Source organism: Sulfurovum sp. MH2-6 (assembly GCF_058374785.1).
Window position 1 is genome coordinate 122,787 of sequence record NZ_CM178170.1, and the last position, 15,880, is coordinate 138,666.

The window sequence follows — 15,880 nt, forward strand, 5'->3', positions numbered from 1 at the left end:
CTTAGTGCTCCTCCTCTTTCAGTTCTTCTATAGGAGAGAAGGTAGAAAGATCGGGGTCATAGTACTCTATCGTACCTCTTTCCATATCATATAGCCATCCGTGAATATGCAGTTCTCCTGCCTCTACTTTCTCTTTGACATAGGGATAGGTCAGGAGATTTTCTATCTGAAAGACAACATTGAGTTTTTCGCTCAGACGGCATAAGTCACTTCGGGTGGCATCCTTGCCAAGCGCCAAAAGAGCGTTGGTTTTCGCTTTATGGCCCAAAGAGAGCCATTTTTTTGTGTGGATAAACGGTTTGTCCTCTATATCGCTATAGAGTGATGCGATGGCCCCGCAGTGGGTATGTCCGCATATGATGATCTCTGAAACGTTCAGTGCGGATACGGCATACTCGATGCCTGCGGCAGTAGAGTGATAATCCTCATCGGGTTTGTAGGGTGCTACGAAGTTCCCGACGTTTCTGATGACAAACAGGTCACCGGGAGGCGTATCGGTAATAAGGTTCGGTACCACACGCGAATCTGCACATCCTATAAAGAGTGCTTTGGGGTGTTGTCCTTTTGTTGCCAGATCAAGCAACGCTTTTTCATGTGTTTTAAAATAACTTTTTTGAAATACTTCATTTCCCTGAAGCAGTCTGCTTTTTTGCATAATAATCCCTTTGTAATAAAAGTTTTTGTGTTTGTTTAAATTTGAATTGTGTTTTTGTTGTGATTATGAAAAAAGTGTTTTTGGGGGTTTTAAGAGAGAAAAAGTGGTGTTGGGAAAGTATGTTTCTTCTTCATTTTCGACTTCATCTGTCAGAATAGCGTCTGATGGATGAAAGAATCTGTGATAATGTTTGTCATCTTCCAGGTCAGCAGGAGTAGGGGATGTCTCCTCATAATCAAGGGTAAATACTTTGGATGTTTCTTCTGTCGTATCTGCCATCGATCCAGCTGTGCTAAATGTAGACAATGTCAATAGTAGTGTTAAAATAAAGATTCCTATGACTTTCATGGCCGCAATTATCTTCTGTAAGGGTAAATGGAATGTAAACAATAGGTTATGAAAAAGATAAAATAAATTTATCTATATTGTTTGGATGTCAAGTGGAACGGTCAAATGAGTCGGGTGATGCGTAGATCTTTACGGGTACTCTATAAGTGGGATGGCAACCCATTAAAGGGGAAAAGTAAAAGAGAGGGGAGCGCAGCAGAGTTTAGCTATCAACTCCCTTTACTGTTTATAACAGATCCAGGGGCTCTCTTTACAAAGCATATCGAGACTCTTCTGGGCAGATAGATCTCCTGCTTCTGCTGCCATCACCCAATACTTATAGGCTTTTAACTTATTCTGTTTGACGCCTCTGCCGTTGTAATATAAAACACCGGCACTGAATTGAGACGGGGTGTATCCCCGTTCCGCTGCCTGGTGGATCAGTTCCGCCGCTTTTTTATAGTTACGGGTGACACCTTGACCCTCTCCATACATAAGTCCGAGATTGTGTTGGGCCTGTACATCTTTCTGATCCGCCGCTTTACGATACCAATATGCAGCTTTTTTATAGTCCTGCTTGACACCTTTTCCAAGATAATACATGATCCCTAGATTGGTTTGAGCCTGTGCGAGTCCCTGTTCCGCTGACCTGGTATAACTCTCCACTGCTTTTGTGTAATTCCGTTTTATCCCTTTACCGGTACAGTACATCGTTCCAAGACGATTTAAGCCTCTGGGACATCCCTGTACGGCCGCTTTTTGATACCAGCGGACTGCTTTTTTGTAACTCTGTTTTACCCCCAGGCCCTTCTCGTATAGAAGACCAAGACTCGATTGCGCCTGTGCGAGTCCCTGTTTAGCTGCATTCGTATACCACTTTGCTGCTTTTTTATAGTCCTGTTCTACCCCGTTTCCGTGTTGATACATCATTCCGAGATTCATCTGTGCGGATACAACTCCCTGTTCAGCAGCCATGGTATAAAGTTCAGCTGCTTTTTTATGATCCGTTTTTACCCCTTCTCCCAGTTCATACATACTCCCAAGGTTATATTGTGAAGTAGCATCTCTCTTTTTTGCGCCTTTCTCATAAAGTTTTCTTGCTTTTTGAAAATCTCTCTTTGTGCCTTGTCCGTAACGATACATATCAGCAAGATTATTCTGTGCACGGATAGAGGCTTCCGGATGGCTACTGCCCTGAGCAATCGCTTTTTTATAAAAGTGTATGGCTTTTCTATAGTCTCGTTGTACGCCTATCCCGTTTTGATAGATCTCCCCGAGATATACCAGTGAGACAACATCTCCCTGTTCAGCAGAAACCTTAAAATACTGTATGGCCTTGTCGTAGTCTCCTCTTTCAAAATACAATAGACCCAAAAATGACTGTGCATCTATATCTCCGGGAGATGATGAACGTTGCGAAAGCAGTAAGTCCTTCCCTTTCTCAATGCCGATTCCTTTTAAATAGAGTTTGCCAAGAAGCAGGGAGGCCCTTGGATTTCCCTTTTCCATCGCTTTTTCAAGTATGATAAGCGCTTTGTCGTAATCTTTTGCCTTGATGGCATTTTGCGCATCCTCCATATCTCCAGCTGTAGCTATAATTGAAAGTGCGGAAAGTGTAAGTAGCAGTTTTTTCATATTTCCCCTCACATAAAATAAGCGCGTAAAAGAATTACTCACTTTGATGATAAAAAACTTTAATCATTACAGAAAATCGTTAACATTCCATATCTGTATAGCACCGCTGTCTGATCCTATCGATCTAAAGCGTATGTGCTTCTATCTCTTGTGACAAACGTATCGTTTGCCGTTAAAATAGTACAAATTTTACACCACTCATGATGAACGTTTTTTCGTTTGATTAATTCTCACTTCTATAATAGAAGGATTCTATCTAAGGATATATTAGGTAGTACTGAAGAATCAAAAGAGTTAAGCAGGTTATCTTGATCAAATAGAGCTAATGCCAATTTTTATCCAAGGTGTAGTTTTTAAAAATACTATAAATAATCGGCTACTGTCTTCACATTAAGAATAATTATGTTAACTTTCCGATGACTACCGGACCAATAACGCAGTGAAAGCCAAACTATCCGGTGAGAGCAGGATGGAAACTGATGGATCCCATCTGTAGATAGCTAAGTTGCAGGCCACCATAGTCATTGGATTTTTCATTCATATGTTTGAATGAAAAAATGAAGAGAAGAGATGTATATGAAGCATATTGAAACTCATAAAAGAGAGAATCATATTTTTTATGAATCACATATGCTATTTTCTTCACAAGCTGTAAATCATCCATCTCAATCTACTATTTTTGGACGTTTGGGTATGTTTACAAAAGAGCAACCTAACAGCTCTTCTGCAGGCGTTTCCGATATTTTGACTTTTAGCTTTTCTAAATTTCCAGGGATAACTCATGAGCTATTATGAGTATAAATCTCTCAACCATCCGTGAAAATAAGCAAGAAGCGTATAGCGTGTTATCTAAGAAGAACATATTTATAGTAGACTATGTCAGAGAAATGTAATGAGAATTAAAAGAGATAAAGGAAGGGGTATTATGGGTTGGAAATTTTATATGAAGCCATTTGGAAAGCAGCAGTTATTTTCTTTTTTTCTTGTCTGTCTTTTCCTGTTTACTGTGGAAGGCAACGCGCAAGAGAGTCTGAAGGCACATCAGTCCAGAGCAGATATTGTAGAAGAGTGGGATGAATTTATCCAAAAAAATGTCACTATCCCGGATAACAAACTTTCCAGTATCGTGATCTATAGACCTTCTGAATTAAAGGGCAGAGCAATTAATGTCTATATTGACGGAGAATATCAAGCCTCATTGTTACCTGGAGCATATACACAGGCTATCGTATGTCCGGGTAACCATCATGTCGTTACAGCCTATACAAATCCTGCAACTCGCTACAGGGAAAAGAAAAGCCAGGGTAAAAAGATGGGCTTGAAAGCATCTATCATCTCTTTTTACCGTGTGGCAAAGCATGCGTCCAACAGATTGGCGCTGGTACCTTTGAGCAAAGAGGAGGTTTCTTCTATATTCAGTGACAGGTCACACAGGCAGCACCATACGATTTCACGTTTGAATAGAAAAGCATGTTTCCAACCTGCTCTGCCGGCTAAAGAGAAAAAAAGCAGTGTGGATTTGAAAAAACAAAATGCAGATACGTATCCACAACTTGGTACGCATCAAATTGAAGTTAAATAAAAGGAAGAGACCATGGGAAGAGAAGTGATTATACATATCAACAACTCAGAGAAAACCATTGAAGTGCATCATGTAAAAACGCATGCGGCACATCCTTCTTTGGCCGGTAATGCAGTGCATATCAAGGCACATTCCAATGTGAAATATCTGTTAAGTGAAAAAGGAAGCGGTTATGCTCCGGAGAATATCATCGTCAAACGGGTTGGCAAAGATCTTCATATTGCTTTTGAAGGAAACGGTATTGATGATCCGGATCTCATTATAGAAGGGTATTATGATCAAAGTGAGGTATCCGTCGTAGGACAGGCGGAAAACGGGCTCTACTATCTATATATTCCTGAAAGTGCGGAACTCTCCGATGCGCTGAGTGGTTTAGAGAACGGAAGGTCATCCGGTCAGGCATTGGGAGGAGAGGGATTTTCCAGTCCACTTGCTGAGGAAGGCGGGATCAGTACACTTACTTTAGTCGGTGCCATTCTGGGTGTAGGTGCAGTTGCCGGATTGGCCGGAGGTGGGGGCGGTGGCAGTGGTTCTGATGCTACTGTGCCTGATCCCTCTGAACCTGAACCGTCTGATGATGGTTCGATCAGCAGAGAAGATTTCGAAAGCGAGTATGATGGAGCTATCCAGGAAGGAGGTCCGTTGGGTGATACCTTATTGGGGACCAATGACCCTGACCGTCTCTATGGATTCGGAGGAGAGGATCTGCTTACAGGATTGGATGGAGATGACCTGCTTGATGGTGGGGAAGGTGATGATGACCTATATGGTGGTGCCGGCAGAGACCTGCTTATAGGGGGCAGTGGTGCCGATTTTATCTACGGAGGTACGGGAGATGATATCATCTTTTATGATCTTCTGGATACGGTTGATGGCGGGGCAGGATATGATACACTTTACCTTGAGGGTGGGGGCGTAGAGCTTGACCTGGCGGACAATAACTTCACCATAGGTGACATAGAGCATATAGACATTACGGGTAGCGGAGACAATAAACTTGTTGTGAGCTATCAGGATATCCTTGATCTGAGTAATGAAAGCGATACTCTCTTTGTGACCGGTAACAGCGGGGATACCGTCCATCTTTATGGAGAAGAGGTGTTTGTCGCTTCAGTGACAGTGGACGGTGTGACCTATGATACCTATGATCTCGGCGGGACAGGGGCTGCCGATATCTGGGTAGAGCAGGGGTTGACGGTGATCTAAAGGTCGCTTTTCCTTCTCTATTTATTTCCTCACACCTCTAAGGAAGAAATTATCATTGATGTCGGGGTGAGGGCACCCCGACCTACACGCATCTTCTATTTCACTCAAACAATCCTCTGCTTGCACGGTCTAACTCCGGGAGCCGTAGGTTTGGCATCGCCAAACGTTCTCAATTAATCTTTATGCTTCTTTCCCGAATTTAAATCCAAAGTGCAATTTTTTGTAATTTTGAGATTTGAAGAGGTTAGATGCTAAAATCAAACTTCCAAATCCGACCAAAGATAAAGGAAGTAAAATGTCGTATAAACATCTAACCCTGAAGGAAAGATACCTGATTAATGCTTATAGAAATACAAAGACACAAAAAGAGATTGCTAAAATTGTTGGAGTACATCCCTCAACCATATCAAGAGAGTTAAAAAGAGGTAGAGGGAAAATAGGGAAAGAGTACTGGGTGATAGCTTCACATAACAGAGCAACAGAAGTACAGATAGAGAAGTCAAAAAAAGCGAATCTAAAGCTAACAAAAGAGACAAAAGAACTGATCAAAAAATACCTCAAAAAAGAGTTCTCCCCAGAGCAGATTGCAGCCACATTGGAGATGAAGCATAGTATCTCTGTCAGCTATGTAACTATCTACACATATATTCATGTAGATAAGCTAGGTAATGGTACACTGCATACCCACCTGAGACAACAAGGCAGAAGACGGAAGAAGTATGGACAATCACGGAAGAACCGTATCAAAGAGAGGGTTTCCATAGAAGAGAGACCCTCCCTTGTTGATGATAAAGTAAGGGTAGGAGACTTTGAAGCAGATACCATTATAGGTAAAGGAAGACAAGGAGCTATTGTCACTATTGTAGATAGAAAATCAATGTATCTAAAACTCTCTTTGCCCGTAAACAAAAGGTCACATGTTGTGGCTAATGAGATGGTTCGATTACTTGCTCCTTTCAAGAAAAAGGTGCATACGATCACTACGGATAATGGATTGGAGTTTGCCGGGCATAGAACCATCTCTAAAAAACTAAAGTGTGACTACTACTTCTGTCATCCTTACAGTTCTTGGGAGAGAGGATTGAATGAAAATATCAATGGATTGATCAGGCAATATATCCCTAAAGGTAGCAGCTTTGAACATCTGACCCAAAAAGAGATCAGAAGAATTGAAAATAGACTCAATCATAGACCTAGAAAATCTCTAGGTTGGAGAACTCCTTATGAGGTATTTCATGAAAATTTGAAAGTTTCATAGGAGGTTTTAGATAGAATTTTTAGAGGCGAAATTGCACTATGAATTTAAATGTGGGTTTTAAATCGTGACTTCATTTCTCTACTATCTATGAACTCGTTCCCAAGCTCCAGCTTGCGGAATGGATAAGCGTATTCAAGTGTAGGGAATATGTTTCGTGGAAATACTGACAATGTTGAGGTTCAATCTTCCCAAGGTTGAGAATGAGAATATCTCAAGCCCTATAAGTCTATCTAGTATATAAAGTGTATTGGATATGGAGGATTTATAGTGAATGCATGGCAGACAGGAAGGGATTCGAACCCTCGATAGCGTTAACTATACACGCGTTCCAGGCGTGCGCCTTCAACCGCTCGGCCACCTGTCTATTGATAGGACGCTTTTTGAACAAAGTCCAACAAAGCTACGCTAACGCTGAGTTCACTTCAGCAGTGGGCTCATACGACTAGTCGCATTATTCGTCTTAAGTAAAAAACAATAATTATCAATTGTTGATTCTATAATTGTATAAGACCTCCCCCCAGATACCTGCGGCACACAGCAAAGGAAGGTGGGCTGCTATGTTCCCATCCTGACCCGCTATCTCCCAGTACCGTTGCACAGGTCTGAAAAGAGGCACGCGAATTATAGCAGAGAAATGCTTATGGGTCAAGGGAATGATTTTATTATAGATAGCAGGGAGTAGGGAGCAGGTTAGGTAAGCTTTTCTTTGAAAAGCCTTTGTTTTAAGGTTGCAGTAAAGCAACCTGTGCAAAATTCACCTATCACCTATCACCTATCACCTATCACCTATCACCTATCACCTATCACCTATCACCTATCACCTATCACCTATCTATTCATCTTCCTCCTCATCAAATAACACCGTCCACTCGTAGAATGGCAGGGCTTCGAAGTGAAGCTTTTCGATGTCGTATTCGTAACTGTTGGCTACGGTGACGATGGTGATCTTCTTGACCTTGTATTGTTTATAGAGTGAGAACTTGGTTTGGGATTTTGCCCAGAGGCTCTCTTCGCTTTCAAAAGGGGCGGGGATGATGAGTTCACCCTCATGTGTGATATAGCCATGTATCCCCAGGGTATCGAAGGTGATACCGTGTTTGAGAAGGGCAAGCGCGATCATCGTATCAAACTGTGTGATAAAGGGCTGACCGGTGGTAAGATACTTGGCAAAGGCAAAGTCAAAAAGGATCATCTTCTTACCGCCTTTTTGGTAGCGGTCATCGATAAAGAGTATGATCTTCTCTTCCATGAAGGCTTTTATGGTCTTATAGAGCCAGTCTTTGGAGACCTTGAAGCGCTCTTTGGCAAAGGTGTAGATCTGGTGTGTAGTGAGATGTTTCGTATGGTGTTGAGCGAGAATCAGTAGGAGTTTTTGTTCATTGGCGTTAAAGTGGCTCTGCCAGAAACTCTTCATCGGCAGAAGTGTGGAGCGGTAGGATTTGGCCAGGGCAGGGAGTGTACCTGACTTGAGAAAGTGGTTGAAGGCATTGGTCGCGGAGACGGAGCTTTCAAAAGCCAGAAACTCTTCATAGTCCAGAGGGAAAAGCTCCACAGGGGTAAGTGCCGGGTCATTCAGAGGCGTACGAGAGATCACGATAAGCCGGTCAACGTTGAGGAAGTGTTCAAAGTACCCTTGCTCGTACCCATCCAGTATAAGCAGGGTGATGCCGTTATCATCTATATAGCGTTGCAGGCTCACTGCATCGAATGTGTTAAAGATGAGATTGGGATCCTGCAGATCAATATAAAGCCGCTCCTCTTCATCGATCTCCTCTATCTGAGCTAAAACCAAGGATGTCTTGCCTGCACCGCGTACACCAAAAAGGTTGATATCCTCATGGTCGGGAAGTTGCAGTTTTCTTGGCGTATATTTTTCGCTGGTGTAGTGTTGTGCATGAAAATATTCTATCAGTTCCATGGGATAGAGCTCCTATGTTTCCTTCTAAAAAGGAAATAGATTTCCAAATTGTACCGATTTTTGGCTGAAAAGTATTGAGGCTCTTAGAAAATTTGGGTATAATTCGCGTTCCTAATATATGTTAGGGGGCAAAACTGTCCTGTGTTTAGGCACCCGGCAATCGCTTGGCTAACGAGTTCTTTATAAGGTAAAAAAATGGAAAAAATCAGATTGAAGCTGAAAGCTTATGATCACAGAGTACTGGATAGATCTGTTGCTGCTATCGTAGATGCAGTTAAACGTACAGGTGCTGAGATTAGAGGGCCGATCCCAATGCCAACTAAACTTAAGCGTTACACTGTTCTTAAATCACCACACGTAAACAAAGATTCACGTGAGCAATTTGAGATCAGAATTCACGGAAGAATGATTGATATCGTTTCAGCGACTTCAGAGACTGTAGATTCACTAATGAAATTGGATCTTGCACCTGAAATCGAAGTTGAAATCAGATCAATGGACAAGTAAGAGGAGTAGAACATGGAATTTATCGTTGAAAAAATTGGTATGAGCAGAACTGTTGATGTACCAAGTGTTCCTGTAACACTTCTTAAGGTTGTTGATACAAAAGTATGTGAAGTAAGAGAAGACGGAAAAGCACTTGTAGCGTATAACTCTAGCAAAAAGCTTAACAAAAGCATCGAAGGTCAGCAGGCTAAGTACGGTGTGAGCAAAGAGTTTAACAAATTCATGACGATCTCTGTAGCTGAAGGTACAGAGGCAGGTGATCTTAACGCAGCAGCACTTGCTGAAGCGGCAGTTGTTAAAACATCACTTACGACAAAAGGTCGTGGTTTCCAGGGTGGTATGAAACGTCACGGGTTTGCTGGTGGACCAGCGTCACACGGACACAGATTCGGTAGAAGAGTCGGTTCAATCGGTATGTGTGAATGGCCAGGTCGTGTACAACCGGGACAAAAGATGCCAGGTCAGTACGGAAACACAAAAACAACAGTAAAAAATGACGTGATCTCATTTGATGCAGAGAACGGCGTTTTAGTATTGAAAGGTTCAATTCCAGGAGCTAACGGTTCTCGCGGATTGGTAAGGATAGTGAAATAATGAGTACAACAGTAATTAAAACAAGTGATTTACCACAGGCGTTTTTGGAAGTGCACCCGCACAACCTTTACCTTTACTGTAAAGCATATGCTTCTGGTCTTAGAGCAAACACTGCACAAACTAAGAACAGATCTGCTGTAAGCGGTGGTGGGAAAAAGCCATTTGCACAAAAAGGTGGCGGTAGAGCAAGACAAGGTTCAATCAGAGCTCCTCACTTCAGAGGTGGTGGTGTTGTATTTGGTCCAAGTACTGACAGAAACTACGACCAAAAAGTGAACAAAAAGCAGAAGAAACTTGCTTTGATGCATGCGATCGCTGAAATGGCTGCAAATGAAAAACTTTTTGTAGTTGACTCAGTAAACATCGAATCCGGTAAGACTAAAGATGCAGTAGCATTTGTAGACGGTCTTGGACAAAGAGATGTATTGGTAGTAAAAGAGATGATCGATGACAAGACTTTCTTGGCATTCAGAAATCTTCAAAATGCTTACCTGATCGAAGCAAACGAGCTTAACGCTTACCTTGCTGCAGCATACCACTCTATGGTAATCGAAAAAGCTGTATTTGATAAATTGACAAAAGAGGCTTAAGATGGCAGATATTACAGATATTAAAGCAATCATGTATACAGAGAAGACTTTGGGTCTTCAAGAAGACGGTGTCATCGTAGTACAAACAAGTCCTAGAATGACTAAAAACGGTCTTAAAGAAGTATTTAGAGAGTTCTTCGGGATCAACCCACTTAGAGTTAACTCTATGAGAGTAAACGGAAAAGTGAAGAGATTTAGAGGTGTTGAAGGAAAAAGAGCTGACCTTAAAAAGTTCTACGTGAAGCTTCCTGAAGATGCACAAATTGAAAGCCTAGCGGTATAAGGAGTAGAAGATGGCAATGAAATCATATAGACCAATAACTCCAGCTAGAAGATGGATGACAAACCTTGACAGCGGTGACATCACTGCAAAAGCAAGCGTAAGAAGTCTACTTAAGAAACTTCCTGCTCACGCTGGTAGAAACCATAACGGTAGAATCACTTCAAGACATAAAGAAGCTGGTGCGAAAAAACTTTACAGAATCATCGACTTTAAAAGAAACAAATTCGGTGTTGAAGGTACAGTAGCAACTGTTGAGTACGATCCGTACAGAAACTGTAGAATCTGTCTTGTTAAGTATGTAGACGGTGACAGAAGATATGTTCTTCAGCCAAAAGGTCTTAACGTTGGTGATAAGATCATGTCAGCAGAAGCTGGACTTGATATCAAGACTGGTAACGCGATGAAGCTTAAAGCGATCCCGGTTGGTACATTGGTACACAACATCGAGCTTAACCCTGCTCAAGGTGGTATCCTTGCAAGAAGTGCAGGTGCATACGCGCAGATCATGGGTAGAGACGGTAAATACGTTTCACTAAGACTTCCATCTGGTGAGATGAGATATGTTCTTGGTGAGTGTATGGCTACAATCGGTACGATCGGTAACGAAGAGATCGCTAACGAAGTAGTTGGTAAAGCTGGTAGAAGCAGACACAGAGGTATCAGACCACAAACTAGAGGTTCTGCAATGAACCCAATTGATCACCCACACGGTGGTGGTGAAGGTAAAACAAACTCTGGTCGTCACCCGGTATCTCCTTGGGGTATGCCAACGAAGGGTTACAAGACTCGTAAGAAAAAAGCTAGTGATAAACTTATCATCAGCAAAAGAAAGAAATAAGGGGCTAAGAGATGGCAAGATCGACAAAAAAAGGTCCATTTATCGATGGTCACCTAATGAAAAAAGTGCTTAAAGCAAAAGAGGAAGGTTCAAACAAACCTATCAAAACTTGGTCAAGAAGATCAGTGATCTTCCCAGAGTTCATCGGACTCACGATCAACGTTCACAACGGTAGACAGTTTGTACCTGTATTCGTTACTGAAAACCATGTTGGTTATAAACTAGGTGAATTTGCACCGACTAGAACATTCAAGGGCCACAAAGGTTCTGTACAGAAGAAGGTAGGTTAAGATGAGTAAAGCACTATTAAAATTCGTAAGAGTTTCACCTACAAAAGCAAGACTTATTGCTAGAGAAGTACAAGGTATGAACGCAGAATTGGCGCTTGCAGCACTAGAGTTTATGCCAAACAAGGCAGCAGGAATCATCTCTAAAGTGATCGCTTCAGCGGTTGCAAACGGTGAGTTTGAGCCGGAAGAAGTAGTGATCACTTCTTGTAGAGTAGATAAAGCAGCTGTGATGAAAAGATGGAGACCTAGAGCTAGAGGTACTGCAACAAGAATCATCAAGCCAACATCACACATTCTTGTAGAAGTTGGTCCAGCAACTAACGGAAAGGAAGCATAAGATGGGTCAAAAAGTTAATCCTATAGGTCTTAGACTTGGAATCAACAGAAACTGGGAGTCAAGATGGTTCCCGGCAAAAGGAAGAGCAACTGACTTCATCGCTGAAGATCATAAGATCAGAAAATTCCTAAAGAAAGAGCTTTTCTATGCGGGTGTTTCTAACATCATTATCGAAAGAACAGCGAAAAAGCTTAGAATTAACATCATTACTGCACGTCCAGGTATCATCATCGGTAAAAAAGGTGCAGATATCGAGAAGCTAAAAGCGACATTGACAAACATGCTTAAAAAAGATGTTGCGATCAACATCAAAGAAGAGAAGCGTCCACAAGCTTCAGCACAACTTGCTGCTGAAAACGTAGCGACTCAACTTGAAAGACGTGTTGCATTTAGACGTGCAATGAAAAAAGTAATCCAAGGTGCACTTAAGTCAGGTGCAAAAGGGATCAAAATCTCTGTATCTGGTAGACTTGGTGGTGCTGAAATGGCAAGAACTGAGTGGTACCTAGAGGGTAGAGTGCCTCTACATACATTGAGAGCGAAAATCGATTACGGTTTTGCTGAAGCACACACTACATACGGAATCATCGGTATCAAAGTTTGGATCTTCAAAGGTGAAGTACTTCAAAAAGGTATCCAAGCTGAGCCAGCAGAAGAGAAAAAAGGTGGTAGAAGACCATCTAGAAAAAGAGGTGAATAATCATGTTGATGCCTAAAAGAACCAAATGGAGAAAGCAGCAAAAAGGTAGAAACCGCGGTAAGTCTTTCAAAGGTAACAAGATCGAGTTCGGTGACATCGCTATCAAAGCAGTAGAAGCTGGTAGAATCAACTCTAGACATATCGAAGCTGCTCGTATTACGATGACTAGACATATCAAGAGAACTGGTAAAACTTGGATTAGAGTTTTCCCTGACAAGCCTTTGACAAAAAGACCACTAGAAGTGAGAATGGGTAAAGGTAAAGGTCCAGTTGAAGAGTGGGTAATGAACATTAAGCCAGGTAGAATTATCTTTGAAATGGCTGGTGTTGAAGAAACACTTGCAAGAGAAGCATTGACACTTGCAATCCATAAATTGCCGTTCAAGTGTAAAATTGTCGCTTTAAAGGATACAAATGAACTATACTGATTTGAAAGATAAAAGCGAAGCAGAGCTTTTAGAGATGATCAAAGAGAAAAAGCTTGAGCTTTTCACTCTTAAAGCAAAGCAAAGAACAATGCAACTTACTAACACAAGTGAGTTGAGAGTAGCGAAAAAAGATATCGCAAGAATCCAGACAGCATTGACTGCTGCGAGAGCGAAGTAAGGATCAGATATGCCAAAAAGACAAATAACAGGTACTGTGATCAAAAAGGCTGGAGATAAGACTGCCACTCTACTTGTAGAGAGAAAAGTTCTCCACCCAAGATATCACAAGACAGTAAAAAGATTTAAAAAATATCTTGTACATGATGAAAACAATGATGTCAATGTTGGTGACACAATTACAGCAATTGAGTGTAGACCGCTTTCTAAAACAAAGTCATTCAGACTTCTTGAAATTGTTAAGAGAAGGGAAGTAGTATGATCCAGAGTTTTACAAGATTGAACGTAGCAGATAACTCTGGTGCGAAAGAGATTATGTGTATCAAGGTACTTGGCGGATCTAAAAGAAGATATGCATCAGTAGGTGATGTTATCGTTGCTTCTGTAAAGAAAGCACTTCCAACAGGTAAAGTGAAAAAAGGTAAAGTTGTTAAAGCTGTGATCGTTAGAACACACAAAGAGATCCAAAGAGAGAACGGATCACTTATCAGATTTGACGACAATGCGGCAGTAATTATTGATGATAAAAAATCACCAATCGGTACGCGTATCTTCGGACCTGTAGCAAGAGAAACAAGATATGCAGGATTTATGAAGATCGTATCACTAGCACCGGAGGTATGGTAATGGCAACTAAATTGAAAATCAAAAAAGGTGACCAGGTAATGGTAATCGCTGGTGATGACAAAGGTAAAACAGGAGAAGTTCTTCGTGTTATGCCAAAGAAAGAAGCAGTGATCGTTGCTGGTTGTAAAATGGCTAAAAAAGCTGTGAAACCTAGTGAGCAGAACAAAGAGGGTGGATTTGAAACAAAAGAGACGCCAATCCACATCTCAAACGTAAAAAAAGTAGAGGCATAATCCTATGAGTAGAATGAAGCAAAAGTACAATGACATCGTACCTGCACTACGTGAAGAGTGTGGGATCCAAAATGCGATGCAGACTCCGAAGCTTGAGAAGATCGTAATCTCTGTCGGTGCCGGTGAAGAGGGTAAAGACTCTAAACTGATCGAAAACATGAGAGAGACGATCTCACTAATCGCTGGTCAAAAAGCGGTAATCGTAAATGCAAAAAAATCAGTTGCTGGTTTTAAAGCAAGAGAGGGTTCACCATCTGGTATCAGAGTAACTCTAAGAGGCGAGAACATGTACAACTTCTTTGATAAGTTGGTTTCAATCGCACTTCCAAGAGTAAAAGACTTCAGAGGTACACCAAGAAAAGGTTTTGATGGTAGAGGTAACTACAACTTCGGTCTTCAAGAACAGTTGATGTTCCCGGAAGTTGTTTTTGACAACATCATTAAAACACACGGTATGAACATTACTATCGTGACTAGCACTGAAGATGATAAAGAAGCATTCACGCTTTTAGAAAAGCTTGGTATGCCTTTCGCTAAAGGGAGAAACTAATGGCTAAAAAATCTATGATTGCAAAACAGAAGAGAAAAGCAAAGTTCTCATCACAGGCATATACAAGATGTAACATCTGTGGTAGACCACACTCAGTATACAGAGATTTCGGTATCTGTCGTGTGTGTTTAAGAAAAATGGGTAACGAGGGATTGATCCCTGGTCTACGTAAAGCTAGCTGGTAAGGAGATAGAAAGATGATGACAGATATTATGGCAGATTCTCTGACTCGTATCAGAAATGCTGCACAAAGAAGACTAGATGTAACAACCCTTCTTCACTCAAATATGATTGAAGCTACTGTAGCGATCTTGGTTGACAAAGGTTACCTTGAGAGCTTTACAGTAAAAGAAGACGGTAACAAAAAGACAATCGATGTTGTGTTGAAATATGACGACAATGAAAAAAGCGTTATCAACGAAGTAAAAAAGATTTCTAAGCCTGGACGTCGTATCCACAAAGGTAAAGAAGAGATCAAAACATTTAAAAACGGTTACGGAACTTTGGTTGTATCAACAAGCCAAGGTGTACTTGCAAACGATGAAGCGTACAAACGTGGTATCGGCGGCGAAGTAATCTGTAGTATTTGGTAAGGAGTAGAGATGTCAAGAGTAGGAAAAAAACCAGTAACGGTTCCAAGCGGTATCGATGTATCACTTGACGGTACTTGTCTAGTAGCGAAAAAAGGCAATCTCGAAAAGAGACTTGAGACTTACGGAAGAGTTAACGTGAATATCGAGGGTGCTGATGTAGTATTCGACAGATCTGGTGAAGATAAACAATCTTCAGCATACTGGGGTACTTACAGATCACTTTTCAATAACATTGTTATCGGACTTGATCAAGGATATACTAAGCAACTTGAGATCAACGGTGTTGGTTACAGAGCTTCTGTTGCAGGTAAAGTATTGAACCTTCAACTAGGTCACTCTCACCCGATCGACTTCCCAATTCCGGAAGGACTTGAGATCACTGTTGAGAAGAACATTATTACTGTAAAAGGTACTGATAAGCAAGCTGTAGGTCAAGCAGCAGCTGAGATCAGAGAGTTCAGACCACCAGAACCGTACAAAGGTAAAGGTGTGAAGTATACTGATGAGCATATCATCAGAAAAGCCGGTAAAGCAGCTGGTAAGTAAGGAGCG

At 41.4% G+C, this 15,880-nt stretch carries 25 protein-coding genes, 1 tRNA gene and 1 other RNA gene; 21 read left to right on the forward strand and 6 right to left on the reverse strand.

Going from position 1 to position 15,880, the window contains the following annotated elements; genetic code table 11:
• Window position 1: 1 nt before the first annotated feature.
• The 3 genes from AC4JOV_RS00530 to AC4JOV_RS00540 all read right to left on the reverse strand — a co-directional run bounded on the left by AC4JOV_RS00530 (window position 2) and on the right by AC4JOV_RS00540 (window position 2,617).
• A complete protein-coding gene (locus tag AC4JOV_RS00530; protein WP_229937068.1) occupies window positions 2-655 on the reverse strand; it encodes a carbonic anhydrase in 654 nt (217 codons plus the stop codon).
• Window positions 656-718: 63 nt separating this feature from the next.
• Entirely contained in the window at window positions 719-1,003 is a 285-nt protein-coding gene (locus AC4JOV_RS00535; RefSeq protein WP_229937067.1) for a hypothetical protein, read from the reverse strand.
• Window positions 1,004-1,222: 219 nt separating this feature from the next.
• Complete coding sequence (locus tag AC4JOV_RS00540; RefSeq protein ID WP_229937066.1) at window positions 1,223-2,617, reverse strand: SEL1-like repeat protein; 1,395 nt, start codon at window positions 2,615-2,617, stop codon at window positions 1,223-1,225.
• 576 nt (window positions 2,618-3,193) lie between these two features.
• Here AC4JOV_RS00540 and AC4JOV_RS00545 point away from each other — a divergent pair.
• The 4 genes from AC4JOV_RS00545 (at window position 3,194) to AC4JOV_RS00560 (ending at window position 6,663) form a co-directional block, all read left to right on the forward strand.
• On the forward strand, window positions 3,194-3,412 hold the full coding sequence (locus tag AC4JOV_RS00545) for a hypothetical protein (protein ID WP_229937065.1): 219 nt from the start codon (window positions 3,194-3,196) through the stop codon (window positions 3,410-3,412).
• Between the two features lie 130 nt (window positions 3,413-3,542).
• Window positions 3,543-4,199: a hypothetical protein gene (locus AC4JOV_RS00550; protein ID WP_229937064.1), complete on the forward strand. Its 657-nt coding sequence runs from the start codon at window positions 3,543-3,545 to the stop codon at window positions 4,197-4,199.
• A 12-nt stretch (window positions 4,200-4,211) separates the two neighbouring features.
• On the forward strand, window positions 4,212-5,405 hold the full coding sequence (locus AC4JOV_RS00555; protein WP_229937063.1) for a calcium-binding protein: 1,194 nt from the start codon (window positions 4,212-4,214) through the stop codon (window positions 5,403-5,405).
• Between the two features lie 295 nt (window positions 5,406-5,700).
• Window positions 5,701-6,663 carry an IS30 family transposase gene (locus AC4JOV_RS00560; RefSeq protein ID WP_229935945.1) on the forward strand — a complete coding sequence of 321 codons (963 nt, stop codon included), beginning with the start codon at window positions 5,701-5,703 and terminating at the stop codon, window positions 6,661-6,663.
• A gap of 276 nt (window positions 6,664-6,939) precedes the next feature.
• On the opposite strand, the gene AC4JOV_RS00565 is transcribed toward AC4JOV_RS00560, so the two are convergent.
• From AC4JOV_RS00565 to AC4JOV_RS00575, 3 genes are all read right to left on the reverse strand, one after another.
• Window positions 6,940-7,027: transfer RNA gene (locus AC4JOV_RS00565), tRNA-Ser, on the reverse strand.
• Window positions 7,028-7,174: 147 nt separating this feature from the next.
• Window positions 7,175-7,272: signal recognition particle sRNA small type (ffs, locus tag AC4JOV_RS00570), an RNA gene on the reverse strand.
• A gap of 223 nt (window positions 7,273-7,495) precedes the next feature.
• Window positions 7,496-8,581, reverse strand: a complete 1,086-nt coding sequence (locus AC4JOV_RS00575) for a P-loop NTPase family protein (RefSeq protein ID WP_229937062.1) — start codon at window positions 8,579-8,581, stop codon at window positions 7,496-7,498.
• A 195-nt stretch (window positions 8,582-8,776) separates the two neighbouring features.
• On the opposite strand from AC4JOV_RS00575, the gene rpsJ reads away from it, so the two are divergent.
• The 17 genes from rpsJ to rplF are packed head-to-tail and all read left to right on the forward strand — an operon-like array spanning window position 8,777 to window position 15,874.
• Window positions 8,777-9,088 carry a 30S ribosomal protein S10 gene (gene rpsJ / locus AC4JOV_RS00580; protein ID WP_229937061.1) on the forward strand — a complete coding sequence of 104 codons (312 nt, stop codon included), beginning with the start codon at window positions 8,777-8,779 and terminating at the stop codon, window positions 9,086-9,088.
• Window positions 9,089-9,100: 12 nt separating this feature from the next.
• The gene (rplC, locus tag AC4JOV_RS00585; RefSeq protein WP_229937060.1) at window positions 9,101-9,682 is read left to right on the forward strand and encodes a 50S ribosomal protein L3; all 582 of its coding nucleotides are present in this window, start codon (window positions 9,101-9,103) and stop codon (window positions 9,680-9,682) included.
• Window positions 9,682-10,272, forward strand: coding sequence for a 50S ribosomal protein L4 (gene rplD, locus AC4JOV_RS00590; RefSeq protein ID WP_229937059.1), 591 nt, complete (start codon window positions 9,682-9,684; stop codon window positions 10,270-10,272). The genes rplC and rplD overlap by 1 nt, the downstream gene beginning before the upstream one ends.
• Before the next feature lies 1 nt (window position 10,273).
• Window positions 10,274-10,555, forward strand: a complete 282-nt coding sequence (locus AC4JOV_RS00595; protein ID WP_229937058.1) for a 50S ribosomal protein L23 — start codon at window positions 10,274-10,276, stop codon at window positions 10,553-10,555.
• Window positions 10,556-10,565: 10 nt separating this feature from the next.
• Window positions 10,566-11,393: a 50S ribosomal protein L2 gene (gene rplB / locus AC4JOV_RS00600; RefSeq protein WP_229937057.1), complete on the forward strand. Its 828-nt coding sequence runs from the start codon at window positions 10,566-10,568 to the stop codon at window positions 11,391-11,393.
• Window positions 11,394-11,404: 11 nt separating this feature from the next.
• A complete protein-coding gene (gene rpsS, locus AC4JOV_RS00605) occupies window positions 11,405-11,683 on the forward strand; it encodes a 30S ribosomal protein S19 (protein WP_008244855.1) in 279 nt (92 codons plus the stop codon).
• Between the two features lies 1 nt (window position 11,684).
• Window positions 11,685-12,020, forward strand: coding sequence for a 50S ribosomal protein L22 (gene rplV, locus AC4JOV_RS00610; RefSeq protein WP_229937056.1), 336 nt, complete (start codon window positions 11,685-11,687; stop codon window positions 12,018-12,020).
• A 1-nt stretch (window position 12,021) separates the two neighbouring features.
• Entirely contained in the window at window positions 12,022-12,720 is a 699-nt protein-coding gene (rpsC, locus tag AC4JOV_RS00615; RefSeq protein WP_229937055.1) for a 30S ribosomal protein S3, read from the forward strand.
• 2 nt (window positions 12,721-12,722) lie between these two features.
• Window positions 12,723-13,148 (forward strand): 50S ribosomal protein L16, encoded by a 426-nt coding sequence (gene rplP, locus AC4JOV_RS00620; RefSeq protein WP_229937054.1) that lies wholly within the window; start codon window positions 12,723-12,725, stop codon window positions 13,146-13,148.
• Complete coding sequence (gene rpmC, locus AC4JOV_RS00625) at window positions 13,135-13,326, forward strand: 50S ribosomal protein L29 (RefSeq protein ID WP_229937053.1); 192 nt, start codon at window positions 13,135-13,137, stop codon at window positions 13,324-13,326. The genes rplP and rpmC overlap by 14 nt, the downstream gene beginning before the upstream one ends.
• A 9-nt stretch (window positions 13,327-13,335) precedes the next feature.
• Window positions 13,336-13,587, forward strand: a complete 252-nt coding sequence (gene rpsQ / locus AC4JOV_RS00630; protein WP_229937052.1) for a 30S ribosomal protein S17 — start codon at window positions 13,336-13,338, stop codon at window positions 13,585-13,587.
• Entirely contained in the window at window positions 13,584-13,952 is a 369-nt protein-coding gene (gene rplN, locus AC4JOV_RS00635; RefSeq protein WP_229937051.1) for a 50S ribosomal protein L14, read from the forward strand. The genes rpsQ and rplN overlap by 4 nt, the downstream gene beginning before the upstream one ends.
• Complete coding sequence (gene rplX, locus AC4JOV_RS00640; protein WP_229937050.1) at window positions 13,952-14,185, forward strand: 50S ribosomal protein L24; 234 nt, start codon at window positions 13,952-13,954, stop codon at window positions 14,183-14,185. Before rplN ends, rplX begins: the two co-directional genes overlap by 1 nt.
• Before the next feature lie 4 nt (window positions 14,186-14,189).
• Window positions 14,190-14,735 carry a 50S ribosomal protein L5 gene (rplE, locus tag AC4JOV_RS00645; RefSeq protein ID WP_229937049.1) on the forward strand — a complete coding sequence of 182 codons (546 nt, stop codon included), beginning with the start codon at window positions 14,190-14,192 and terminating at the stop codon, window positions 14,733-14,735.
• Window positions 14,735-14,920: a type Z 30S ribosomal protein S14 gene (locus AC4JOV_RS00650; RefSeq protein ID WP_229937048.1), complete on the forward strand. Its 186-nt coding sequence runs from the start codon at window positions 14,735-14,737 to the stop codon at window positions 14,918-14,920. Before rplE ends, AC4JOV_RS00650 begins: the two co-directional genes overlap by 1 nt.
• Before the next feature lie 12 nt (window positions 14,921-14,932).
• Window positions 14,933-15,328 (forward strand): 30S ribosomal protein S8, encoded by a 396-nt coding sequence (rpsH, locus tag AC4JOV_RS00655; RefSeq protein ID WP_229937047.1) that lies wholly within the window; start codon window positions 14,933-14,935, stop codon window positions 15,326-15,328.
• A gap of 9 nt (window positions 15,329-15,337) precedes the next feature.
• Window positions 15,338-15,874, forward strand: coding sequence for a 50S ribosomal protein L6 (gene rplF, locus AC4JOV_RS00660; RefSeq protein ID WP_229937046.1), 537 nt, complete (start codon window positions 15,338-15,340; stop codon window positions 15,872-15,874).
• Window positions 15,875-15,880 lie beyond the last annotated feature (6 nt).